The organism is Methanosphaera sp. A6 (genome assembly GCF_001729395.1).
Lineage (GTDB): Archaea > Methanobacteriota > Methanobacteria > Methanobacteriales > Methanobacteriaceae > Methanosphaera > Methanosphaera stadtmanae.
In genome coordinates this window covers 1-24926 of record NZ_MAIF01000059.1, presented here as the reverse complement: position 1 = coordinate 24926, position 24926 = coordinate 1, and the positions used below count along the sequence as shown (strand labels likewise).

General features: G+C 28.1%; 21 protein-coding genes and 2 tRNA genes. 14 read left to right on the top strand and 9 right to left on the bottom strand.

What is annotated here, in order from left to right:
* Positions 1–189 precede the first annotated feature (189 nt).
* Positions 190–1065 carry a ribose-phosphate diphosphokinase gene (locus tag A9758_RS01995; protein WP_011406806.1) on the top strand — a complete coding sequence of 292 codons (876 nt, stop codon included), beginning with the start codon at positions 190–192 and terminating at the stop codon, positions 1063–1065.
* A gap of 30 nt (positions 1066–1095) precedes the next feature.
* On the opposite strand, the gene A9758_RS01990 is transcribed toward A9758_RS01995, so the two are convergent.
* Together A9758_RS01990 and lonB are read right to left on the bottom strand one after the other, a co-directional pair.
* Positions 1096–2847, bottom strand: a complete 1752-nt coding sequence (locus A9758_RS01990; RefSeq protein ID WP_011406805.1) for a DEAD/DEAH box helicase — start codon at positions 2845–2847, stop codon at positions 1096–1098.
* 283 nt (positions 2848–3130) lie between these two features.
* Positions 3131–5152 (bottom strand): ATP-dependent protease LonB, encoded by a 2022-nt coding sequence (gene lonB / locus A9758_RS01985; RefSeq protein ID WP_083757023.1) that lies wholly within the window; start codon positions 5150–5152, stop codon positions 3131–3133.
* 294 nt (positions 5153–5446) lie between these two features.
* Here lonB and cobQ point away from each other — a divergent pair, with 294 nt between their 5' ends.
* Positions 5447–6955: a cobyric acid synthase CobQ gene (cobQ, locus tag A9758_RS01980; protein WP_011406803.1), complete on the top strand. Its 1509-nt coding sequence runs from the start codon at positions 5447–5449 to the stop codon at positions 6953–6955.
* 7 nt (positions 6956–6962) lie between these two features.
* Here the strand turns inward: cobQ and A9758_RS01975 are convergent, their stop codons facing one another.
* The 6 genes from A9758_RS01975 to A9758_RS01950 all read right to left on the bottom strand — a co-directional run bounded on the left by A9758_RS01975 (position 6963) and on the right by A9758_RS01950 (position 10730).
* The gene (locus A9758_RS01975) at positions 6963–8075 is read right to left on the bottom strand and encodes a VWA domain-containing protein (protein ID WP_011406802.1); all 1113 of its coding nucleotides are present in this window, start codon (positions 8073–8075) and stop codon (positions 6963–6965) included.
* A gap of 26 nt (positions 8076–8101) precedes the next feature.
* Positions 8102–9220 carry a VWA domain-containing protein gene (locus A9758_RS01970; RefSeq protein WP_011406801.1) on the bottom strand — a complete coding sequence of 373 codons (1119 nt, stop codon included), beginning with the start codon at positions 9218–9220 and terminating at the stop codon, positions 8102–8104.
* Between the two features lie 23 nt (positions 9221–9243).
* Entirely contained in the window at positions 9244–9918 is a 675-nt protein-coding gene (locus A9758_RS01965) for a TrkA family potassium uptake protein (protein WP_083757022.1), read from the bottom strand.
* 143 nt (positions 9919–10061) lie between these two features.
* Positions 10062–10135 (bottom strand) — tRNA-Gly (locus tag A9758_RS01960).
* A 10-nt stretch (positions 10136–10145) separates the two neighbouring features.
* A tRNA-Gly gene (locus tag A9758_RS01955) sits at positions 10146–10219 on the bottom strand.
* A 112-nt stretch (positions 10220–10331) separates the two neighbouring features.
* Positions 10332–10730, bottom strand: a complete 399-nt coding sequence (locus A9758_RS01950; protein ID WP_011406799.1) for an HPP family protein — start codon at positions 10728–10730, stop codon at positions 10332–10334.
* A 273-nt stretch (positions 10731–11003) separates the two neighbouring features.
* Here A9758_RS01950 and nikR point away from each other — a divergent pair, with 273 nt between their 5' ends.
* The 11 genes from nikR (at position 11004) to A9758_RS01895 (ending at position 22712) form a co-directional block, all read left to right on the top strand.
* Positions 11004–11432: a nickel-responsive transcriptional regulator NikR gene (nikR, locus tag A9758_RS01945; RefSeq protein WP_011406798.1), complete on the top strand. Its 429-nt coding sequence runs from the start codon at positions 11004–11006 to the stop codon at positions 11430–11432.
* Between the two features lie 415 nt (positions 11433–11847).
* Positions 11848–12609 (top strand): methyltransferase domain-containing protein, encoded by a 762-nt coding sequence (locus A9758_RS01940; RefSeq protein ID WP_011406797.1) that lies wholly within the window; start codon positions 11848–11850, stop codon positions 12607–12609.
* Positions 12575–13078 (top strand): hydrogenase maturation peptidase HycI, encoded by a 504-nt coding sequence (gene hycI, locus A9758_RS01935; protein ID WP_048059755.1) that lies wholly within the window; start codon positions 12575–12577, stop codon positions 13076–13078. Before A9758_RS01940 ends, hycI begins: the two co-directional genes overlap by 35 nt.
* A gap of 11 nt (positions 13079–13089) precedes the next feature.
* Positions 13090–14238, top strand: a complete 1149-nt coding sequence (locus A9758_RS01930; protein ID WP_011406795.1) for an ATP-grasp domain-containing protein — start codon at positions 13090–13092, stop codon at positions 14236–14238.
* A 227-nt stretch (positions 14239–14465) separates the two neighbouring features.
* Positions 14466–15548: a phospho-N-acetylmuramoyl-pentapeptide-transferase gene (locus A9758_RS01925; protein WP_011406794.1), complete on the top strand. Its 1083-nt coding sequence runs from the start codon at positions 14466–14468 to the stop codon at positions 15546–15548.
* A 20-nt stretch (positions 15549–15568) separates the two neighbouring features.
* Positions 15569–17038: a Mur ligase family protein gene (locus tag A9758_RS01920; RefSeq protein ID WP_011406793.1), complete on the top strand. Its 1470-nt coding sequence runs from the start codon at positions 15569–15571 to the stop codon at positions 17036–17038.
* Between the two features lie 187 nt (positions 17039–17225).
* Entirely contained in the window at positions 17226–18665 is a 1440-nt protein-coding gene (locus A9758_RS01915) for a Mur ligase family protein (protein ID WP_011406792.1), read from the top strand.
* Complete coding sequence (locus tag A9758_RS01910) at positions 18652–20196, top strand: Mur ligase family protein (RefSeq protein WP_011406791.1); 1545 nt, start codon at positions 18652–18654, stop codon at positions 20194–20196. Before A9758_RS01915 ends, A9758_RS01910 begins: the two co-directional genes overlap by 14 nt.
* Positions 20197–20437: 241 nt before the next feature.
* Positions 20438–20986, top strand: a complete 549-nt coding sequence (locus A9758_RS01905) for a hypothetical protein (RefSeq protein ID WP_011406790.1) — start codon at positions 20438–20440, stop codon at positions 20984–20986.
* A 50-nt stretch (positions 20987–21036) separates the two neighbouring features.
* Entirely contained in the window at positions 21037–22251 is a 1215-nt protein-coding gene (locus tag A9758_RS01900) for a hypothetical protein (RefSeq protein ID WP_048059888.1), read from the top strand.
* An 83-nt stretch (positions 22252–22334) separates the two neighbouring features.
* Positions 22335–22712, top strand: coding sequence for a DUF356 domain-containing protein (locus A9758_RS01895; protein ID WP_011406788.1), 378 nt, complete (start codon positions 22335–22337; stop codon positions 22710–22712).
* Positions 22713–22730: 18 nt separating this feature from the next.
* Here the strand turns inward: A9758_RS01895 and A9758_RS01890 are convergent, their stop codons facing one another.
* A complete protein-coding gene (locus tag A9758_RS01890) occupies positions 22731–23225 on the bottom strand; it encodes a multiprotein bridging factor aMBF1 (protein WP_011406787.1) in 495 nt (164 codons plus the stop codon).
* Between the two features lie 291 nt (positions 23226–23516).
* On the opposite strand from A9758_RS01890, the gene A9758_RS01885 reads away from it, so the two are divergent.
* On the top strand, positions 23517–24737 hold the full coding sequence (locus A9758_RS01885) for a proteasome-activating nucleotidase (protein WP_011406786.1): 1221 nt from the start codon (positions 23517–23519) through the stop codon (positions 24735–24737).
* The last annotated feature ends 189 nt before the right edge of the window (positions 24738–24926 follow it).

The window sequence follows — 24926 nt, the reverse complement described above, 5'->3', positions numbered from 1 at the left end:
TAATTATTATATATGTGCTAAATAGTATTATAATGTTTAACTTTTAATATTTTTTTTTAGATAAAATTAATGAAATATATTAGAAATAAAAATCATAAATTAATAGTAGATAACTTGAATATTAATAGAATAATATTAATAAAAGTCATATGGTAATTATTTAGAATAAAATAAGGAGAGTAGTATTAAGTGATTATTGGTGGATCTGCATCACAAGCATTAGCTACAGAAGTAGCAAGAGAAATGAATGATAAATTATGTTCAGTTGAAACAAAGAAGTTTCCTGATGGTGAAAGATATTTTAGAATAAAAGATGAAATATCAGAAGATGAACATGTAATAATAATTCAATCTACAGGATATCCTCAAGATGAAAATATGATGGAATTATTTTTTATTTTAGATACTCTTAGTGATATGAATGTAACAAATATAACACTTGTATCACCATATCTTGGATATAGTCGTCAAGAACGTAGATTTAAAGAAATAGAATGTATATCAGCTAAAGCTACAGCTAAATTAATTCAAACAATGGGAGTAAAACATTTAATATCAATAAATTTACATGAAGAAAGTATATGTGATTTATATGATATACCTGTAGATAATTTATCAGCAATGCCTGCAATAGCAGAACATATACGTGAGAATTATCCTGAGAAAAAACCTATTATATTAGCACCAGATAAGGGAGCAGAAAACTTTGCAAAAGAAGTAGCAACACTACTTAACACAGATCATGATTATTTAGAAAAAGTAAGATTATCACCAGAAAAAGTTAAAACAAAAACTAAAAATATTTCTGTTAAAAATAGAGCAGTAATTATAATTGATGATATAATAAGTACTGGTGGAACTATTGTAAATGCAATTAACATACTAAAACAACAAGGTGCAAAGGCAGTAGATGTTATATGTGTTCATCCAGTGTTAGTTAATGATGCTATACTAAAAATAAATGCTGCTGGATCAAATTCTGTACAAGCAACAAATACATTAAAAAGTGAAGTTGCAAAAATAAGTGTGGCTAAAACAATAGCTAACCATTTGAAAAATATATAATTACTTTAATAAAAAGAGTTGGGGAATGAATTAATATGATTCATTTCCATAATTATCTTTTCTAAATTTACTTTCTTTTCGATAAGTATCCTTTCTATAACTATCTTTTTGATGATAATCATTTCTATGTGGATTAAATTTTTTACTTTTACGTCCTCGTTTTTTATTAAAATTCCTATTGTTATTTCGGGTATTGTTTTTCTTAGATTTATCTCTAGGTCGTGCAGGTTCTATATGTGCACGTTTATTTTCTATATAGGTATCACCCATAAATCTATAGAAATCTGAAGCATTAGCCTTTGGAATTTCTACAAATGAAAAATTATCAAATATGTCAATGTTACCTATTTGATGACCTGTAAGTCCAGTTTTTTCATAGATGGAATTTAATATTACACTAATTGTAATGTTTTGTTTTCTACCAACACTCATAAAGAAACGTACAAATCCTTCATGAGCTTCAGTATCTCCAAATTCTTCTTCTTTATAACGTTTATCATCAATTACTCCTTTAAGTAAAGTAGCAGCAATATCTATTGAGTTATAGTCTTCTTCAACTAATTTTTCAATTATGTATGTTTCTTTGGAAATATCTTCAGTATTAATTTTTTCTTTTAATTCTTCAATGAAGTTATCTTTTTTAACTTCTTCAACATCACTAAGGGCAGGAATAGGTGCTTGTTCTATTTTAGTTTTAGCATATCTTTGAATATCTCTTAGTTGATATATTTCACGTCCAGATACGAAACTGTATGCTTTTCCAGTTTTTCCAGCTCTTCCAGTACGTCCTATTCTATGAACATAATATTCATTATCATTTGGTATATCAAAGTTAAATACTGCTTCAACACCACCAACATCAATACCTCTAGCAGCAACATCTGTTGCAACCAATATTTCGATATTTCCCTTTTTAAATTTACTCATTACTCGATCTCTTTGATTTTGTGTAAGATCGCCATGTAATCCATCTGCAAGGTATCCTCTTATTTGAAGGTGACTTACAAGTTTATCAACTTTTCTTTTTGTATTACAAAATACTAATGATAAATCAAAATCATGTAAATCTAATAATCTAGATAATAGTTCAAGTTTCATATCTTCTTTAACTTCAAAATATTTCTGTTCAACATCAGGTGTTGTTAATTCATGTTTTGTAACCTTAACAATCTCTGGATTTGTCTGGTATCTCTGTGCTAATTGAAGTATTTCTTGAGGTAATGTTGCAGAGAATAATAGGAATTGTCTTTCATATGGGATATCTTCTAAAATATATTCAATATCTTCTCTAAAACCCATATCTAACATTTCATCAGCTTCATCTAAGATTACTGTTTTAATGTTATTTAAACTTAAAGTTCCCCTATCAATATGATCCATTACACGTCCTGGTGTACCTATTATTATTTGAACACCTTTTTGTAATGCTTTAATTTGTCTATCTATTGGTTGACCACCATAAACTGGAAGTACATCTATTTTAGGAAGGTAAACAGATAATTTTCTTAATTCTTCTGCTACTTGTATTGCTAATTCACGTGTAGGACATAAAATAATTGCTTGTAAATTATTATCTTCACTATCTATATTTTCAAGTAATGGTATTCCAAATGCAGCAGTTTTACCAGTTCCAGTTTGAGCTTGACCAGTAACATCTTTATGGGCTAATATTTGAGGTATTGCTAATGATTGAATAGGTGATGCTTCTTCAAAACCCATATCTGCAACTGCTTTTTGTATTTCGGGAGATATATTTAAGTCTTTAAATTTTAATTTTTCCATTTTTTGGTTCTCCTGTTTCAGAGTATAATTATCTTTTATATTTCTTTCATTTTATAGGATATTCTGTGTAATAATACTGGCGTATTCTTCTATTACTTATGTTACATCTTTTAAAATGAATATTATGTTCTTTTTTTATTTTAAATTTTAGTATTATTTTAAAAAAAAGAATTATTATTTTTTTTATTTCTAGTGTTAATTTTTCTACTTATTACTATTTATGTATATCTTGGAAAATAGTTAATAATGATTTTTAAAAAATAAAAAAAGAAGAGGTTATTATTTAATTGTTACTTTTGGAAGGTTTAGAATTGATTATGTCTGTGGGATTTGGTATGTAATTTTTTATTTTATCAATTTTATTTTCTTTTAGACTTTTGATAAATTCATCTTTTTGAGGTCCTACAAGTGCATGTTCTAATACATCAGTCAATGTTTTAACTGGAATAATCTCGATTTGATCTACATATTTTTTATCAATAAGTACATCATCCATGTTTGATGCAGGTATAAGTACTTTTTTCATTCCAGATTCAGCAGCAGCTTCTATTTTATATGTTGCTCCACCAATTGGAAGTACTGTTCCCCTTACACTTAATGAACCAGTTAATGCTAGTGTTTGATCGATTGGTATGTTTTCTATTGCTGAAATAATTGCTGTAGCCATAGATACACTTGCACTATCTCCTTCTACTCCATCATATGATTGTACAAATTGGATGTGTATATCATAATTTGATATGTCAGTACCAATACTTTTTTTAATAATAGCACCAACATTTTGCACAGCTTCTTTTGCTATATCTCCAAGTTTACCTGCTGCAATTATTTTACCTTCTTCTTTACTCTGGGATGGTGCTGCTTCTGCTGCTATTGGTAGAACAATACCACTTGAATTTCCTATAACTGCTAAACCATTGATACAACCAATTTTAGATCCTTCATTTGAGAATACACTGTATTCTTTTCTTTGGGATATGTATCTGTCTGCTATTTGTTGTTCTAATGTTCTTGATTGTTTTCTTGCTTCATGTACATGTTCTACTGTTACTTCTTTAGCATTTTCTTCAACAGCTACATCTCCAGCAGCCCTTACAAGTCCACCAAGATCTCTTAGTTTGAGTGTTAAAGCATCTTTTTTTCCAGCTCTACGTTGTGCTTCTTTAATAACTTCTGCTACTGCTTCTTTTGTAAAATGTGGTATTCTTCCATCGTTTTTAACTTCTTGTGCTACAAATTGACCTAATTTTTTACGATTTTCAGGGGTGTCTTTCATGGAATCTTTCATGAATACTTCATATCCATATCCACGTATTCTTGATCTAAGTGCTATATGCATATCTTTTAATACTTCCATGTTTCCTGATGCAACTAATACAAAATCACATGGAACTGGATTTGTTCTAACCATTGCTCCACTACTGTTATCACTTTGTCCTGTAATTTGGTACTTGTGTTCTTGCATTGCTGTTAGGAGTTCTTGTTGTGTTTTCATGGTCATTGTACCGATTTCATCTATGTATAGTACTCCTTTGTTTGCTCTGTGTATCATTCCACTTTCTACTCTTTCATGAGCTGGAGTTCCTAATCCTCCAGATTGGTATGGGTCGTGTCTTACATCACCAAGTAATGCACCTGCATGTGCTCCAGTAGCATCAACAAATGGTGCTACTTCTTTACCATCACTATTTATAAGAAGTTTTGGTGTTGATTGTTGTCCTTTTGGTCTGAGTTGGTAGAGTGCAAAGAACACTATTCCCACAGCAATTATTGCACTTAGGAATTGATTTGTTAAAAATCCTATTGCCATAATAAATGCAATTATAGTAATCATCAGTATGTTTCTACGTTCTTCTTGGCCTTTATTTTGTTTTTTAGCATTTTCGATTACTTTTTTACCTTGACCTGCCGGCATAACTCCAACTAATGGATTGTTTGTATCTTCAACATTGGGATATACTAGTATGTCTTGTAAATCTTCAGGTGGTAATAATTCTGCCATTGCTTTAGCTATCATGGATTTACCAATACCAGGTTCTCCTATAAGTAGAACATTACGTCTTTGTTTTGCAGCTTTTTTTATAGTTTCCACTGCTTCTTCTTGTCCAATTATTTGGTCAATTAACATGGGTGGTATGTCTATTTCATCTGTATCAATATATTCTTCTGGATTAATTTCAGATACAACATGTTTTGTTAAGTCGGTTTTGTCTTTGTTAGTATTTTCTGTGTTGTTTGTGTTTTCCTGATTTTCTTTTTCATTATTTTGAAGGACGGTTTCTTCTTTTTTCTCTTCATTATTTATTTCATTGGTTATATTTAACCCTCCTTTTAATTATGTTATATTTTTAATTGTTATCCTAATACTTTTTTTTAATATTTTTCTATATTTATTATATATTTAAAGTTCATAATAAATTTAAGTAACCGCAGGTATTTAAAACCTACTATTTCTCAATATAATATATAGTGCTTTTATTTTTTAGAAAATATTACAATTATAATGTCGTGTATCTATTATTTTTTCAATAGTATTAAATTTTAACTAATACAAATATAAAACTATCAAATTTAACAAAATATATGGTGGGATAAATTAATGAAATATATAATGTTTCAAGGTACATCATCAAATGCTGGAAAAACATTAACTGTAGCAGCATTATGTAATTTATTATCAAGAAAAGGATATAGAGTAACACCATTTAAATCACAAAACATGTCCTTAAATTCATATACTACAGTTGATAATGATGAAATGTCTATAGCACAAGTTATGCAATCAGAAGCAGCAGGAATAGAACCAAACTGTAATATGAACCCAATATTACTTAAACCAAAAGAAGATTTTACTTCGCAAGTGATTGTTCAAGGAAAACCTGCAGGAAATATGAGATTTGATGATTATCAAAATAACTTCAGAACACAAGCAATTAAAGCAATTGAAGAATCTTTAGAATATCTTAAAGAAGATTATGATATAACAGTTATAGAAGGGGCAGGATCACCTGCAGAAATTAACATGTATGATAAAGACTTGGCAAACATGTTAATAGCCCGGATGACTGATGCAGATGTAATATTAGTAGCAGATATAGATCAAGGTGGAGTATTCGCATCAATAGTTGGAACATATTTTTTAATACCTGAAGAAGATAGAAAACGTATAAAAGCAGTTATTATCAATAAATTTAGAGGAAATGCTGATGTACTAAAACCAGGTATTGAAAAAATAGAAGAACTAACAAATATTCCAGTTATTGGAATAATACCATATGATGAGACATTAAATTTACCAGAAGAGGATTCAGCTTCCTTATCAACACATCATTTTAGTGAAAATGAAAAAATAACAATTGGAACGCTACGTCTACCAAGAATTTCTAACTTCACAGATATAGATCCACTTGACTATGAAGAGGATATTGGAATAAAATTAGTAAGTATTTATGATGACCTTGAAGACTTAGATGCATTAATAATACCTGGAACAAGAAATACTGTAAATGACTTAGTAGAACTTAAAAAATCAGGAGCATTTGATAAAATTAAAAAAATCTCAAAAGAAATACCAATATTTGGAATCTGTGGTGGATATCAAATGTTGTCTAATAACATAATAGATGAGTCATGTTCTGAATCAAAGTATGGATCTGTAGAAGGATTAGGACTACTTGATATGACTACTGAATTTGGACAAATAGAAAAAGTTGTTCAACAAAGTGAAGGTACAATAATAAAAGATAGTTCACTTGGATTTGAAAAAGATACTAAAGTAACAGGTTATGAATTACATGAAGGTATAACAATACTTGGTGATGTAGAACCATTAATTAAAATAAAAAAAGGACAAGGTAATGATGAATCAGGTCTCTATGATGGAGCAATAAATGGTAATGTGTGTGGAACATACTTCCATGGAATATTCCATAACTTTGAATTTAGAAGAAAATTCACAGATCAGCTACGTATAAACAAGGGATTAAAACCATTAGGCCTAACAAAAGATGACTTTAAAGAATCAAAAAGAGTAAACTATGATCAACTTGGAGATTTATTTGCAAATAATGTAGATATGTCCTTTTTTAAAGATTTATTAAGGGATTAATCCCTTTTTATATTTCTTTAATTACCTTAGCAAACTGTTTAAGGGTGCTTGTTTCATAAACTTTTGCACCAACTTCCTGATAATCCCTAACACAACTTGTGGGAGTGTTCCACCTATACTTATTCTCGGGATTTAAAATAATAACATTTCTAGATTTAATAATTATTTTATGTAAAACCTTAGCACTCTCAAGGACACCATTAGTTCGTTTACCTGTCCAATCTCTACAATCTGTAAGTAATATAACATCAGTATGTTTATTTAATTCAGATTCTTTTAAAAACTGATTAAATGATTTAGTCATATCTGAATGACCTCTAGGTCTAAGACCTAATGATTGTAAACCTACATTTATTTGATATGAATTTTTAAAAGTAGAATCAAGTGCATGTGTTACATCAATTACTCTATTATCAAAATTATATAATGTTAATTTATCAAATGAATCATGACATCCAGTAAGCATTGCAAAAAACCATGTTGTTGCCCATTCACATGAACCACTAATATCACAGAGAAATATATGTTTTGATTTATGCATTGGAGGAGTTTGATGAATAAGATTTATTAAATGTCCACCATTTTTAAGATTTTTCCTAATTGTTTTAGGAATATTTACACTTCTGGATTTTTTACTTTTTTTTCGTATAGATCTATGATTAGCTACTTTTTTACTAAAATCTCTACATATATCATAAACTCTATAATCGATAGTATCTAATCTAACAAATTCCTCATCTAAAATGCTTTCATCCACAATTTTTTTCTGTTTTAAACGTCTTTTAATTATTGTTTCTCGAGTAGTATCCTTTTCTACTTTTTTTTGTTTTTGATTAGTTTTATGGTTTGTAGTATTTATTTCAACATGATCTTGTTTGAGGGGATTATTTTCAATAGATTTATTATATATAAAAACATAATCATAAGAGCGTTCAAATCTGGGAATATCTTCCTTATTTTTAACATAAACACTTCTCAGAGCATCTTTTAATTCTTCTGAATTAAATTTGTTATGAAAGTTATCCCATATATTTGAAGCCCTAATTGTACTTCTAATACTGACATTTATTCCCTCAAATCTTAGAAATTGACTCAATGTTAGAATTTTATTGTTAATCATATTCATCTTTTATATTTTTTTAAGTATTATAATGCACTTATAACTCTAGCAAACTGATCTAAAGTACCTGTTTCATAGATTATAGCACCTGCTTGTTCATAGTCAGATACACAACTGGTTCTTGTTTTCCATCTGATTTTCTTCTCTGGATTTAATATAATAACTTTACGTGATTTTTGAACAATTTCATGAAGTATTGTTGCACTTTCAAGAACTCCATTTTCACGTTTACCTGTCCAATCTCTACAATCTGTTAATATTATTACATCTGTATGGTTGTTTAGTGTTGCCTCATCTCGAAATTGTTTAAATGATGTGGTCATATCTGATTGTCCAAAGGGTCTAATGCCTAATCGTTGATGTGCAAAATTTATTTGATAGGTATTTTCATATTCTGAGGTTAATGAATCTGTCACATCAATGATTTTATTATCAAAATCATAAACTGTTATTTTATCAAATGTTTTATAACAACCATATAATATTGCAAAAAACCATGTACTTACCCATTCACATGAACCACTAATATCACAGAGAAATATTTGTTTTGTCTTTTTTTTAGGTGGTTTTTGATGAATTAATTTTACTAAATGTCCACCATTTTTAAGATTATATCTGATAGTATTTGGCATATTTATATTGTGTGAATGAGAACGTTTTTTACGTTTAGAACGCTGGTTAGCTATTTTTTTACTTAGTCTTTGACATATATCAAATACTCGTCTATCATTATTATCTAAAAGTACTATACTCTCCTTCATTAATTTATCATTAATTACTTTTTTTTGTTTTCTATTTTCAATTAATTCTTGGTTTTCAAGATATTCTGTATTTGGATTACTTTTTTGACTTTTAATTTCATTATTGGAAGTATTGTCATATTTTTGTCTAGGTTCTTGTTTTTGTCTTTTTGTTTTTCTTTCTATTTTTTTCGAAAATAATCTGTTGTATATAAGATCAAATTTATGTATATCTTCCCTATTTTTAACATAAATACATTTTAATGATTCTTTAATTTCTTCATCATTAAATGTTTCATGATATTTCTCCCAAATATTTGCTGCTGTTATTGTACTGCGTATACTTACAATCATTCCTTCTTTTCTTAAGAAGTTAGATAATGTAATTATTTTAGGATTAATCATTTTCAAACCCCAATATAGTTATATTATTCAAGTTCTGATGTATTTTTAGTAAATAAGTCTTGTATTTCATTTACATATTCAGTTTTTACAAGTACTGCTACACTATCATCATATCCAAGCATTGTTTCTTTGGTTGGAATAATAGTTTCATTATCTGTATACACCATAACTATGATAAATTTATCTGTGTTATTTTCAATTTCAGAGATGGGTATGAATGCAAGATCTTTATTTTTAACTTTTAATTCTAAAATTTCAGCATTTCCTTGTCCTAATGATACTAGTGATTGTGCAGTTGGTCGTACAATACTTCTTGCAATAAGTCTCATAGCACTAGTTTCAGGATTAATAAAGGGTATATTAAATTTAGTGAATATTTCAGCATGTTCTGTGTTATTTAATCTTGATATAATTATATTAACACCATGTTCTTTAGCATATACTGATGATAAAAGATTTACTTCATCATTTCCTGTTGTTGCAACAAAAAAGTCTGCTTTTGCTATATCAGCATCTTCAAGAATTTTAGTATTTGTACCAGTTCCATGAATAACATAACAATCAAGTAGATAATTTGTTTTTTCACATAGTTCCTTATCTTTATCAATAAGTGTTATATCATGTTTTTCAGCCATATTTCTTGCTAAATTATAACCTATACGTCCAGCACCTACAATTATACCCATCAATTTAATCATCTATTCTTTTTTCATTAAAATTTTTTTTTGTATGTATATATTATAGTATGCTGTTTTAATTAAAAGTTTGTTTTATAAAATAAGATTTAATTATTTTTTTGATTTGTTTTTAGAATTAGTAGAAATATTTGTTAAAATCATAGTGCGGCTGCCGGGATTTGAACCCGGGTCGTAGGCTTGGAAGGCCCAAGTCCTAGCCAGACTAGACTACAACCGCATATGAAAGATGCAACGACCGGGATTTGAACCCGGGTCACTACCGTGGCAGGGTAGAGTCTTAGCCAGCCTGGACTATCGCTGCATACAAATAAACAGATGCACTTTAGCATCTATATAGTAGTTTTATAACATGTTATATTTAAAGGTTTTGGTTTGTTATTTTTTTTAATTAAAAAAATATTTGGGAAAAAATATTATTTTGGAATAACATCTGAAAAAGAAACTAATCTACAGATATCAGTTTTTGTTAAAACACCTACATTCTTATCATTTTCAACAACAAGTAATCCTGATACTTCAGCTCTTAATATAAGATTTGCTGCATCTTGAATTTTAGCATTAGCGTTGATTGTAGTAATATGTTCTGTCATTAAATCACTGACTTTTACCATATCTAGGTCAATCATTGTATCTTCAGACCCTTCTAATAATATGATATCTTCATAGGATATAACACCTATTGGACAGTCATTATCATCAAAAACAAAGAGTCTGTGAACACCTAATGAATATAATTCTTTAAGAGCAAATCTAACACTTTCATCAGGGCCAATATAATAAATATTTTTATTCATAACTTCTTTTACAATCATTTTAATCACATTGAAAATACTTATTTTTCTAATCTATGAATTTTTTTTCCTTGAATATTTATTATATTGGGTTTGTATTCTAATTATAGTTTCTTTATTCTTTTTTTTTAATATGTATAAATTATATTATTGTTTTATTTAGACTTTAGTTTATTATATTTTAGATGGGAATTATTTTTTTTAAGCATATTTTTATTAATAATAAAAACATAAATATATTTATTAATATGAATTTATATGCATATTATAACCAAGTTATTTGGAGAGATATTTATGCGAATAAGTATGTCGTTACCAAATAAGCTTTTAAATGAATTTGATGATGTGTTACGTGATCGAGGATATCAATCCCGTTCTAAAGGTATACGTGATGCATTAAAGGATTATATTCTTCGATATCAATGGATGAATGATATGGAAGGTGAACGTGTAGGCGTTATAGCTGTTATCTATGATCATCACTACGTTGGAGTAATGGAATCTATGACTGATATTCAACATGATTATCGTGATGAAATTGATGCTAGTCTACATATACACATGAGTGATAAATATTGTTTAGAAGTTATTATTGTAAAAGGTGACGTTATATATATACGTGAATTAACAGAAAAACTCATGAGACTAAAAGGAGTTGAACATGTTAAATTAACCAGTGCAGGTACTGGTGAACTTGAAAAAGTAAGTATTGAAGAAAACTAGATGAAGTTATTTATACCCACATAAAAAAATACACATATCTTTGGTTAATTATAGAATTTAATTTCAAATAACTTGATAGCACTTAAGAAAAAATTATTACATGAAAAAATACTTTATCGTAGTAAATAGGGTAATTTTCATAGGATTTTTATTCTTAAACTTTTTTTATTTATCTTATTTTATTAACTATTTATCTTATTTTGTTTTATTAAGTAATCTCCATAGATATTATATGAATTAGGTTTATTTATGTGCTTAGTATAAGTATAAAAAGAATAATAATAAACTGAGTATATTTTTATTCTTAAAAATATAAAATTACTAGAAAAAGAAGAATTTTTTGTTAGATGATTAATATGGTTGGATTATTTAATATAATTAAAAATTTATTATTCTTCTAACAAAGAATTATACAATGACATATTATGATGATTTAACAAAGGATAAAAAAAGAGTAAACTCATTTAAAAGGGCAATTTATGAAAAAACAAGTGGGATAACATATGATTTAGGAACAGGATCTGGAATATTAGCTCAATTAGCAGCAAATCATGCTAAAAAAGTATATGCTTTAGAACAAAACCCTTTCATTATAAAAAGTACTAAAAAGAATTTGTCAAAGTATGATAATATTGAATTAATAAAAACAGATGCAAGTAGGTATGAATTTCCAGAAAAGGCCGATACAATCATATGTGAAATGTTAGATACAGCTTTAATTGATGAAGAACAAGTTCCAGTAATAAATAATGCTCATAAATACATAAAGGAAGATACAGTTTTCATACCTAAATCAGTATATTCAACTGTAGAGATAATTTCAACAAATATTAATCATATAACATATTATGAAGATAATATTCCAGAGTACATATCATTATCTGATGAAATTAAATATCATTCTATATCATTTCAAGATGTAATATGTGAAAAAGTTAATGTAGAAATTTCTATAAATATTATGAAAGCTGGAAAGATAAATGCATTAAAAATAACAACATATACTATTTTAACAGATAATATTATTTTAGAACCAACACCAATGTTAAATCCACCAATTATAGTACCAGTAGATTGTATGGATGTTGATGTTGATGATGAAATTATAATTAATATGGAATATATTATGGGTGGTGGTTTAAATACACTTAAAACAAATATCAGAAGAAATAAATGATTTTATTGTTGATTATGAAAAATTATTAATTTTAGGTATAGGAAATCCCTTACGTGGAGATGATGGTGTAGGACCATTAATACTTGATTTATTATATGAGAAGTTAGTTAATTTAACTGATAAAAATACTGATGATGTATACTTGTTAAATACTGAATCAGCACCAGAAAATCATACACAAGAAATAAGAAAGTTAAAACCATCACATATAATAATAGTGGATGCAGTTGAATTTGATGCTAAAGCTGGTTCTATAATAACCATTTCAAAGAATCAAATAGACACATTCAATTTTTCAACACATTCTATGCCAATATCATTCATAATAAATTATATTGAAGAAACTATTGGAAGTAAAATTTTAACAATTGGAATACAACCAAAGGAAATGAATATAATAAATACAATATCTGATGAAGTTAAAAGTAGTGCTAATGACTTAACAGATATAATAGCCAAATTAGTTTAAGGAGTTTTAAGATGAAAATATTATTTATAGGTTCACGTTTATTTGATGATGTATCTTGGTATCTTAAACAAGAAAATATAACTTCAATAATAACGGAATCAAATGAAAATGCAATAAATTTGGATTTAGCTGATTATAATTATATAGTTCCAAGAGGTATGGATAAACCTATGGAAATAGCAATTAAGGAAGATGTGGATGCTGTTATTCCATTAATTGGTATTGATCCACCTCTTCCTGATGTAGGTAAAATGAAGGATGAACTTGAAGAAATTGGTATTCCTGTTATAGCATCTTCATATAAAACAGCAAGTCTTGCTGCAGATAAATACAATACAAAGAAATTATTAAAGGAAAATAATATTAAAACACCACAATTTCATGCTTTAAATAAACCTTATAATATAGATGATATTGAAAAAGATTTACCCATAGTATTAAAAACTCCTGAAGGTCAAGGGGGAACAGGTGTAAAAGTAGCTGTTAATAGGGATGATATTAATGAGTTCTTAGATAACAAGAGTAATGTTTTTACTGAAGAATATGTGGAAGGATTTGAAGTTTCAATTGAGGTATTACGTTGGAATAATGAATCAGTAGCATTAACTCCAGTATATAAAGGTGATACAACATTAAATGGAACACATCCTTTGAAGAAAATAAAACAAGCACCTCTTGAAATTGAAGGTATAGATAATGTTGCTCATAATAGGGATATTCGACTTCTTGCACAGAGAATTGCTAATTTAGTTGGCTTGGATGGTACTATGGATATTGATATATTACATGATAATAATTCAAAATTAGATTATGTAATAGAATTAAATACCAGACCTAGTGGAACAAGATATATGACAGCAGCTACTACGAATATCTATCCATTATGTCAATTGGTGGATATGGCTAAGGGACATTGGAGTGCAAAAGATGTAAGAAATTCTATGGAGAATTATTATTCTACAGAACTTCCTATTGGAAATTTCCCACAAGAAAATATTCCATCCCAGAAGAGATTTTCATCAGAAAATTCATATATAGTCCATGGTCCAAAGAATTATCAAAGACTTACAATTCGTGCAACATCTAGAAATAAATTAAATAATTTAACATATGAATTAGTAAGTGATTATGCAAATGCAAATAATATTCATTTTAATTAAATAATTAGTGATTTAAACTATTTATTTCCTTTTATTTTTTATTTTTAATACTTATATTACTTATTAAAGTTATATTTCTTATTTTATAGTCATATTTTAATATACATTTCTTTTTTTTCTATTAGATTGGATATTACTTTATTTTAAATAACAGTTACTTATTTTAATATTAAAAAAAATAACTAACTATATACTGAATTTAGTTTTAAACTTAGGGGGTTAAACTAGTGATAGGTCAAGTAGACGTTCTAATATTTGCTTTAACAATAATTGTCACAGCACTATTTACTGCTGTTGTTAGAAGAGAATTACTGGTAGCAGACATAAGGGATAATCCTATAATATCAGAACATAGACAAAAAAGTGGAACACCAACCATGGGTGGTTTTGGTATTTTAATAGGTGTTTCAGTAATGGCCTTATTCTTATTCGATTGGCATTCTACAAGTTATTTATTAATAACTGTAATTATGATGGTAGTTGCAGGAATTTTTGGAATGTTTGATGATTTACTTGGATTTAAAGTAAAAGAATATCAGAAAGTAGTACGTAATGATGGGGATAAACCTGTAAGTATAGGTTTATTGACTTTAGAACCGGGTGAAGAAGCTAGAATTGCATCTGAAAAAGCTAAAGCAGATTATAATAAAATCGTTGAACAAGAACATAAACTTACTTTAATTGATGAAATTCCAATTAAAAGTGAAACTACAGAAAGTGAAAAAATAATTACTCAGTTTGTAGTTGCATGTTTTGTAATACTTCCTGGATTTTTACCAACATCTGTAAGTGGTTTTGAACTTGGTATTTTAATGATACCTTTAGCATTATTTGCAATTATTGGTTCTATAAATTCGGTTAATTTAATTGATGGTATGGATGGATTAGCTGCAGGTATAATTGCAATAGCATCTATAGCTTCAGCATTGTATGCTAATGTAACAACAGGTTCTGTAGCAGCATTACCATTTATAATAATTGCTGGTGCATGTGTAGGATTTTTAGTATTAAATCATTATCCTGCAAAAATCTTCATGGGGGATACTGGATCATATGCATTAGGTACTGGTTATATGACAGCAGCATTACTGGGAAATTCATTGATATTTTCAATAATTGCTCTGGCAGTACCAATTGTATCTGTAATAATAAGTCTTTTACATAGGTCACATATTATAACATTACCTGTTGAACCATTGCATCATACATTGAATTATCATGGTATGTCTGAACAAAAAATTATTTTGTTATATTGGACAGTTACATTGGTAGTTTCTATTATTGCCTTATTTTTATTTGGCATAATATAGACATAAATTGAGGTGAAACATTGCAAGAAATTAGTATTAAAGCATCTGATTTAGCTAATAAAATTGAAGGAGTGTTATATGGTCCTGATAATTTATTGTCAGGAAATTATACCTTTTTAAATAAAGCTTCTGAAAATGATATAGTTATCAGACATAAAATTAATGGTAAGGGTATAGAAATTGCAAATGAAAAGGGAGTTTCTTGTTTAATAACTCAAAATCCTCATGATGATGCAATAAGTATGGCAAAAGCATTGAATTTTTCTCTTATCGTTACTGAGCATATTGAATATGCAACTGCATTTGCATTAAATACAATTGTTAAAGAATATGCAGAAGATTCATTTAAAGTAGCTGTGACTGGAACTAATGGAAAGTCAACAACTACTCATCTTCTCTATACTATTTTTTCAGATTTTAATTATGATACTTACACAAATACTGATGCAGAATCAGAAGGAAATACCCTTATAGATCCAAGAGTAGCATCAGAATTATCTGATTATTATCATAAAAATAATAATATTGATGTAATTACTTTAGAAGTATCTGAAGTTCAAGGATGGGATGATGAAATAATGAAAAATCATTCTAATAAGATGATACGGGCATTAGATGCAGATAGTGTTATAATTACAAATGCATCCATGGATCATATTAATTTAGTTAAATCATTTGACAATTTATTATATGAAATATCTGGAGCAGCAAAAGCATTACTTAATGGGGATAAAGAATCATTACTTGTATTGAATTATGAGGATGAAAATATTAGAAACATGGCTAATATTGTATCAAATCAATCAAATATCAATGTCATGTTTTTTGGAAATTATGATGAAAATAATATTTTATCTGTTTCATATAAGGAAGGTGTTGGTATTTATTCTGGAAATGAATTGTATGTTGAGCAAAAGGATCTTCCATTTAATTCAATACATTTCATACAAGATATAATGGCAGCACTAGCTGTATGTATCTATAGAAATATGGATAGGGGTAGAGTAATTGAATCTTTAAAAAATTATAAACCATTAGCAAGACGTTTTATTAAGCTTAGGGAAAATCCTATTATTATTGATGATTTTGCACATAATCCATCTGGAATTAATTTAACTATTGAGAATGGATCTAAGTTAGGTAATAATTTGTTTATTGTCAATGCTATTAGAGGTTCTCGTGGTGATGATATTAATCGTGAAATAGCCGAAGCTTTGGTAAAATCGCTTAAAGATAGGGATAATTATACTTTATTATTAACATGTAGTGTTGATGTTGTAAATCATTTAAATACTGTTGTTGATTCTGAAAAAAATATATTTTTAGAAATATTAGAAGAAAATAATATTCATTTTATGTTATTTGAATCATTAGAAGAATCATTATTAAATGTTGTAAACTTAGCATCGGATGATGATGTTATATTATTATTGGGTGCTCAAGGAATGGATCCTGCAAGTAGAATTCTAAAAAAACATGATATAATATAATAAATATCATTTCTTTTTTTTAACTTTTTTTTATTACTTGATTTTTTATAATAATTAAAAATATTTATAAATAATAATAGATAATTTATTAGGAATGAATTATTTTTTCATCATACACTTGAAAGAATATATAACTATAGATTAATATATTAAAATTTTATTATTAAGATAAAAGGAGTTGTAGTCTTTGAATTTTGAATCATGCTTAGTAGTAGGGGCGGGAAATGCTGGAAGACCAGTAGCTAGATTATTAAATCATGAAGGTGTTAATGTAACAATATCTGATACAAAAACATTTGATGATTTTACAACTAGAAGACAAGATAGACTTAAAATAATGGAAAATGAAGGAGTAACCTTAGATTTAGGTAATAAATCACCAGATATAACAAAATATGATGCAGTATTTTTAGCACCAACAATACCAGAATCTGCATCAATTCGTAAAGAAATTAAAGAACATGATAAAGTGGAAGTTACAAGAAAAACAATCAGTGATATTATTAATAGAATATTACCTATGGATAAAATAGGTATAACAGGATCTTTTGGTAAAACAACCACAACAGATATGTTAACAAATATCTTCAAAGCTGCAGGATATAATGTTTATCAATGTTCTTCAATGAAATGGAACTTGGTAAGTGAAGCAATAGTTGATGATATTGTTAAGGGGGAATATATTGGGGCAGACATTGCAATTCTAGAATTACCCCATGGAACACTTGGATTAATGGGGGAAATTGACTTAAAAATAGGAGTACTAACAAATCTCAGACCAGAACATTTATGTGAATTTGGTGGTTCTATGGAAAAATATGTTGAACGTAAAGCATGTATTCTTCCAGCAAGTCAAAAACTTATAGCAAATTCACAATGTGGTGATTTATTAACATATAAAAGAGAAGACACTGTATATTTCAACTTTGAAAATGATGAAGCTGTTAATTTAGATAAGTACACACCAACATACTATGGGTTCTATGATGATGGTAAATATAATATTAGAATTGTAAATAATAAGGAGACTACTGAATCTGAAATTGAAATAGATACAATAGCATTCTATACATATGAAAATTTAACTGCTGCTATAGCTGTAAGTAGGGAGTATGGAATATCGTTGAATGATATTAAAAAGGGTATTGGTATGTTTACTGGTGTGGGTGGACGTATGGAATATCTTGGTAAATTCAATGGTGTTGATGCATATTATGATGCATCATATGGAGATCAAAGTGTAAGACAAGCACTTGAATCAGTTAAAGATGAAAATCTAATAATATTATATGACAATGTAGACTCAACAACAATAAGAGATAAAGCAGAAAGTGGTCGTGTAATTGGAGATTATGCAAATATTGTTATAGCAACAGGTTATGTTGAAATAACAAATACACTTGATATGGATGCAGCTCTAGATTTATTAAATGCAATAGAAAATGATGATGTACTAAAAATAGCATTATGTACACTTGATGAAGCAGCAGAACTTGCAATGAAATATGCAAAACCAGGGGATATAATTGTACATCTTGGTCCAGATGCATCAAATTCATATCAACAAGCAAAAACAAGAATGATAAATGGTCTTAATGAAGGATGTAAACGTTATGGAAATAACTGATTTTGATGAAAACACTGTATTTGGAGTTATAGGTGTATGTGGAATAAATGGTAATCTTATTGCAAGATTATTAATGGATCATGGATTTAAAGTACAAGCAAATGATATGGTAAACGAAGAAGATTGCCGTTTTAAGGCTGCTCTAAAGGATTATCCTGAGATGAAAATATACTATGGTGAAATTCCAGAAACATTTTTTACAAGTTCAGATTATATGATAATTCCAACTGCACTTCTTGAATCAAAATCAATGCTGTATCATAAAATTAAAAAATATGGTATTCCTATTTTAACAGTAAAAGATATACTTGAAATTTTTGAACCAAAACATCCTGTTATATGTATTACTGGAACAAATGGTAAGACAACCACAACAACACTCCTAAAACACATAGCATATCATGCCGGTTTAAAACCATGTGAACATAATTTAATGGGTTTGCAGGGAAATACTGCAGATATTCCACCTCTACAATCAAGATTAAATGGAAATATTAACATATTAGAAACAGGAACATTTGGTATTAAAGGAAGTCTTGAAAAATTAGCAAAAGCATGTAAACCTGATGTAGGGTTAATAACTAATATAACTCCAGATCATTTATCTGAAAATTCAAGTTTTCTAGATTATGCTCGAGTTAAAGGAGAATTAGTTGAATTATTACGAAATAAAACTCTTGTAATAAATAATGATGATCCAACGATTGAATCATTGTTAAAAGAACTAAATTATGAAGGTAATTTAATTTCATTTGGTTTAGATACAAATTCCAACAAAACCACATTAAAACAATGTTTCTGTGGAAAAAAAGTTCAAATTAAAGAATTTTGTGGTGGAGTAGGAGTATATGAATGTAATTGTGGATTAAAATATACAAAACCAGACTATCTAGCATGTAATATAAATGATAAACACAATCAATTCATTCTTAAAACACCATATAATGAAGAATATGAATTTAAATTAGGAATATATGGTATACATAATATATATAATGCAGTTGGAGCAATAATAATTGCACATGAAACATTAAATATATCTTATGAAACAATAAAAGAAGCAGTTAAATCATTTAAAGGTGTTGGAGGGCGTATGGAAAAAATAGGAATTAGTCATAATAAACAAATCATGGTAGATTATGCCCATAATCCTGCAGGAATAACATCAGTACTTAAGGAATTAAAAAATGCATATGGTACTATAGTAGATGTTATTACTACTTCATCAGAATCTGGAATTGATGGTGATAAAGAAATCTTGGATTGTGCAGCAGAACATGCTAATTACATAGTTCCAGCATCACACAATGCATATTTATGTGCAAAACATGCTTTGGATAATGGAAAATATACTGATAAAATAGTGTTGCCTGATTCTATGCCTGAAGGTGATAAAAAAGGAACACTTGGAGCTACAGTTGAACAGGTACTTGTAGGTTTTAATAAAGCATTAGAATTAGATGCTAACTTAGTAGTATGTACTGGAGAAGCTGCATTCAAATATAAAGATATTATTAAAGATAATGAATAATTATATTTTAGAAATTATTCTAATATCTTCCTTTATATTTTTTATTAAAGAAAACTAATTTTTAAAATATTGTTATAATTAAATAGTATAACATCAAGAAATATATAATAGATTTATACTTTATGAATTGTATATTAATTATAATAAATGGTACTTATTTATTTTATAATTATACTCTAAAGTAGTTCTAGTTCAAAATATAGAATAATACTAGAATTTATATAAGATTAGAGGTGAAATTTTGTTTATACGAGTTAGAAGAGATACTTTAATCATTTTAATTTTAGCATTTATTTTGATTTTGTCTGGACGTGCAATGAGTTATGTTGCATTTGCTTCATCAAATACTACTGATGATGGTGTTCCTATTGCTGGAATAATGGTTAAAGGTAATGATATAATACCTACAAGTGTAATTAAAGCCAATGTAGAGGCTGCTGGTTTTAGGGATGGAAGTTATATTAATGGAAATACTCTAGTCACGTCACAAAGACAACTTCTATTAAGTGATGCTAAAACGAATGCTGTAGAATTGGTTAAAAAGTCAACAATACCTGGTACTTCAGTAGCTCCTATAAATGCGGCAAGTGTTCAAGTAGATACAACAACTGGGAATGTGGTTGTTACAGTTATTGAAGATTTCTCATTATTACAAGTTAATGTAACTAACAATACAACCAATGGAAGTTCACAAAGTAATCTTGACTTTGAAGGAAATGCTGAAGTTGGTGGAGTTAGCCAAATAACTGGTTTATTAATGTTGCAGGAGTTAAAAAGTAAGGTGATATAATGGTTAAACAATCAAAATTAGCAAAAATAGCTTTATTTCTAATTATTGTCATGTTATTTTCAACTACTGCATCAGCAACAATGAATGTGGCAGTTATTACAGATCCTACAGGAAAGGATCCTAATGGGTGTGCTGCTGGAAGTCAATCATTTGCAGCTAATATGTTCCAGTCAACATTTATATTCTCACAAGAACATAAAATGGCATTACTATCAGGGGGGGAAGGTTCTTCAAATGTTCGTGTAGCTGCTATTATATCAGCACTTACACAACTTCAAAATAATGGAACTCCTGAACAGGTAGTTAATGTGGCAAATGGATTTGATGGAATTCGTCTAATGGCTGTTAACCCAACACAAGGTATTGCTGTAGGGGGAAGTTTTGATGTTTATGTTGTTACAGTAGATAACAACAGTACAATTAATGTTCAAGCAGCAAGTGGTGGATTAGCAACAGTACCTCCAGGAACTAAAGGGGCTATGATACATCTTCGTAATTCTCATGGAAACCCAAAATCAGGTACTGCAGAAACAGTAAGATTACAAACTGCAATAAACATGGGTAAAATGATAAGGGATGGATATCCAGCTACAAAAATAGTTTCAGAAGCAATTGGTGAAGTAGCTGCAGATTCTGGAGAAGATCATGGTGGTGGTGCAATAAATCTAGTATCTGGTGTAACTACAGGAGATATGTTTACTCCAGAACAATTAAATCAAACAGGTTATGAAATGGAAAAACCATATTCTAAGGTAAGTTCTAGTGGATGGGCAGTAGGTTATCCTGAAGCAGAAAATTATCAAGTGTCTCCTGTTGATGGAAGTCCACTTACAGTTATTTATGCTTATCAAGCATTAGGTAATGCTATAACAGTATCTGATGATAATCCATCAGTATCGACATATGGTTCTGATGAAAAAGGAATATCTGAAGCTACAAGTAGTGTTGTAATAGCATCAGTAACTAAAAATGGTTATGATCCAGTTAAAATTGCACAATCAATTAATAAAGCTATAGATAGTGGAACATTAATTGGTGTGGAATATGTTGATGCATCAGATATTAATGTTAAAGAAAATATTAAAGCAGTAGGTGTATATTATACTCCTGCAACAAATGGAAGATCTGCACCAACATGGAATTTACCAATAGATTCTCAAGTATTTGATGTACTTGGAAATATTCAAAGTGTAATTGGGATTTTATTAATATTACTAGCTATATTTAGAAGTACATTAATAAAATCATTCTTTAGAAGACGTTAAGTCTTCTATTTTTATTTTCTTTTTTAATTTTAAATTTTAAATAAATATTCAATTTTTTCATATTAATTAATAGGAGTTAAATTATGGCATTGATACTAGTTAGGGCTATGAATAAGAAAAAAGCATTAAATGGCTTGGCAGATATAGAAAGGCATGCTAAATTATCAATAATAGGAAAACCTAGGAAGGTTTCTTTAAAAAGTGTGCATGATGTAACAAAAAGAGTTTTAAAACAAGAACCTAGAGATGATATTAAAATAGCAGTTCTAGTTAAAGTTCAAGAAAGTACAACAACAAGTATTATGAATTTAAGAAAAATCCATCCTCCAGTTCATGTTATTGTTATTAGTGAAGAATATCCAGAATATGAAGATTTAAATAAGGAATTTAGTAAATCTAAAATATTTGATGGTTATTATTCTTCTAAAAATAAATCTTCAAATTCAAAAAAAAGTAATTGAAGGAATGTAATTAATTATTTACTTCCTTTTTATACGAGCTATATCTCCAAGGGTAGCTTCTTTAAAACGTCTAGACTCTTGGAATTCCCTTTCATTACTTTCTATTTTTTCAATAATTTTTATATGTAATGCTTTTTCTAATTTATGAGCAATCTTATTATCAGGAACCATTTTTCCAGTTTCAATGTTAGCTATAACAGATTCTCTTTCATAGATTTTTTCTCCAAGTTGTTTATGTGTGAGATTTTTCTTTTCTCTTGCTTGTTTAATAGTTTTTTCATAATCATCGACTAGTTCATACTCTTCTTCTTTAGATTTTCGGGTGTATGGTCTGTTTGAATTTGTTCTTCTGTTCTGATTATTTTTATTTCTTTTATTATTTCCTTGGCGTTGTGGTTTTTGTTGAACTTTTCCATATCTAGAGCATTCTTTACATGTAACCATAAGAGAATTATCTATTTTAGTTTTATAAGGTTGACCTTTTATTTCTGTTCCACATATTTCACAATTCATTGTTATTCACTTAAATATTATTTTTATATACACATATCTATTTTTATTTACTTAAATATTCTTTTTGTATTTTTTCACATTTCTTTTTCTTACTTTTTTTAATTATTATCTATTGTATAACGAAGTAATTAAAAAATAAATCAAATAATATAATAATAATAAACTTTAAAGAAATAAAATGTAGTAATTAATAATTTAAATTTAAAAGTAAAAAAATAAAATAACTGTTTATAAAATATAATAAAGAAAAATATTATTATATTAATTTATTTAAAAAAAAGGAGGTTTACTATGGAAGATTCAGAACCATTTAATACAATTGAAAATAAAGAAAACACTGAAATAACAAATTTAATTGATAAGCATGAAGCAATTGAACGAAATCTAACTTGGGAAGTAAGAAAACTAGAAAAAGATAAAGTATTACTTGAAAATGAAAACTTAAGGTTAGATCGTGAAGTTAAATCATTGAAAAGTGAAATTAACAGATTTAGAATACCACCACTTGTATTAGCAACAGTATCTGAAATATTGGATGATAATCAAGTTGTTGTAAAAAGTAGTACTGGACCATCATTTCTATTAAAATATCCAGAAAAAGATTCTGATAGGATAGAAATTGGGGCAAGAGTAGCTCTAAATCAACAAACATTTAGTATTGTGGATATTATAACATCAGAAAAAGATCCATTAGTATCAGGTATGGAAATAGATGAAAAACCATCCATAACCTATGATGAAATTGGTGGACTAAAAGATCAAGTATTAGAAACAGTAGAAACAGTAGAACTTCCTCTTAAAAATCCTAAAATCTTTGAAGAAGTAGGTATAACTCCACCAAAAGGAGTTCTCTTCTATGGACCACCAGGAACTGGTAAGACTTTACTAGCAAAAGCAGTAGCACATGAAACAAATGCAACTTTTATAAAAATAGTAGCATCAGAATTTGTTAAAAAATATATAGGTGAAGGTTCACGTTTAGTACGTGGAGTATTTGAATTAGCAAAAGAAAAAGCACCAGCAATCATATTTATTGATGAAATTGATGCAATAGCAGCAAAAAGATTACAAGGTTCAACAAGTGGAGATCGTGAAGTTCAAAGAACACTCATGCAACTTCTAGCAGAAATGGATGGATTTGAATCAAGAGGAAATGTTGGTATTATAGCAGCAACTAATAGGCCAGATATTCTAGATCCAGCACTTGTAAGACCAGGTAGATTTGATCGTATCATAGAAGTTCCAGTTCCAGATGAAGATGGAAAATTAGAAATTCTTAAGATACACACTAAAAACATGTCATTAGATGTAGATGTGGATTTAAAATACATAGCCCAAAATGCAAAATCAGCATCTGGTGCAGATCTTAAATCAATATGTACTGAGGCAGGTATGTTTGCAATAAGAGAAGAACATCACAGTGTCTCAGCTAAAAACTTTGAAGATGCTTTAGAAAAAGTAATGCATAAAAATAAAGATAAATCTTCTAAAGAATCAGTGATGTTTGTATAAACTAATAGGAAGCTCAGATAAATTAATAAAAAAAGTAGCCAATGATGAACCCTATGAGCTCTGAATAAATGATGAATGATGGGCGATCTGAGGCTATTTTTACTTTAACCACCAAAATAAAATGCTTATTTTTTTATTTTAAAAAAAATTTAATTAAGAAAAAAAGTTTTTAAATATTTTTTTTAAATT

Excerpts from the sequence above, each read along its gene's own strand:
- A9758_RS01990 (WP_011406805.1), bottom strand. The coding sequence starts at position 2,847 with ATGGAAAAATTAAAATTTAAAGACTTAAATATATCTCCCGAAATACAA.
- cobQ (WP_011406803.1), top strand. The coding sequence starts at position 5,447 with ATGAAATATATAATGTTTCAAGGTACATCATCAAATGCTGGAAAAACA.
- A9758_RS01975 (WP_011406802.1), bottom strand. The coding sequence starts at position 8,075 with ATGATTAACAATAAAATTCTAACATTGAGTCAATTTCTAAGATTTGAG.
- A9758_RS01970 (WP_011406801.1), bottom strand. The coding sequence starts at position 9,220 with ATGATTAATCCTAAAATAATTACATTATCTAACTTCTTAAGAAAAGAA.
- A9758_RS01965 (WP_083757022.1), bottom strand. The coding sequence starts at position 9,918 with ATGATTAAATTGATGGGTATAATTGTAGGTGCTGGACGTATAGGTTAT.
- A9758_RS01950 (WP_011406799.1), bottom strand. The coding sequence starts at position 10,730 with ATGATTGTAAAAGAAGTTATGAATAAAAATATTTATTATATTGGCCCT.
- nikR (WP_011406798.1), top strand. The coding sequence starts at position 11,004 with ATGCGAATAAGTATGTCGTTACCAAATAAGCTTTTAAATGAATTTGAT.
- A9758_RS01940 (WP_011406797.1), top strand. The coding sequence starts at position 11,848 with ATGACATATTATGATGATTTAACAAAGGATAAAAAAAGAGTAAACTCA.
- A9758_RS01930 (WP_011406795.1), top strand. The coding sequence starts at position 13,090 with ATGAAAATATTATTTATAGGTTCACGTTTATTTGATGATGTATCTTGG.
- A9758_RS01910 (WP_011406791.1), top strand. The coding sequence starts at position 18,652 with ATGGAAATAACTGATTTTGATGAAAACACTGTATTTGGAGTTATAGGT.
- A9758_RS01900 (WP_048059888.1), top strand. The coding sequence starts at position 21,037 with ATGTTATTTTCAACTACTGCATCAGCAACAATGAATGTGGCAGTTATT.
- A9758_RS01895 (WP_011406788.1), top strand. The coding sequence starts at position 22,335 with ATGGCATTGATACTAGTTAGGGCTATGAATAAGAAAAAAGCATTAAAT.
- A9758_RS01890 (WP_011406787.1), bottom strand. The coding sequence starts at position 23,225 with ATGAATTGTGAAATATGTGGAACAGAAATAAAAGGTCAACCTTATAAA.
- A9758_RS01885 (WP_011406786.1), top strand. The coding sequence starts at position 23,517 with ATGGAAGATTCAGAACCATTTAATACAATTGAAAATAAAGAAAACACT.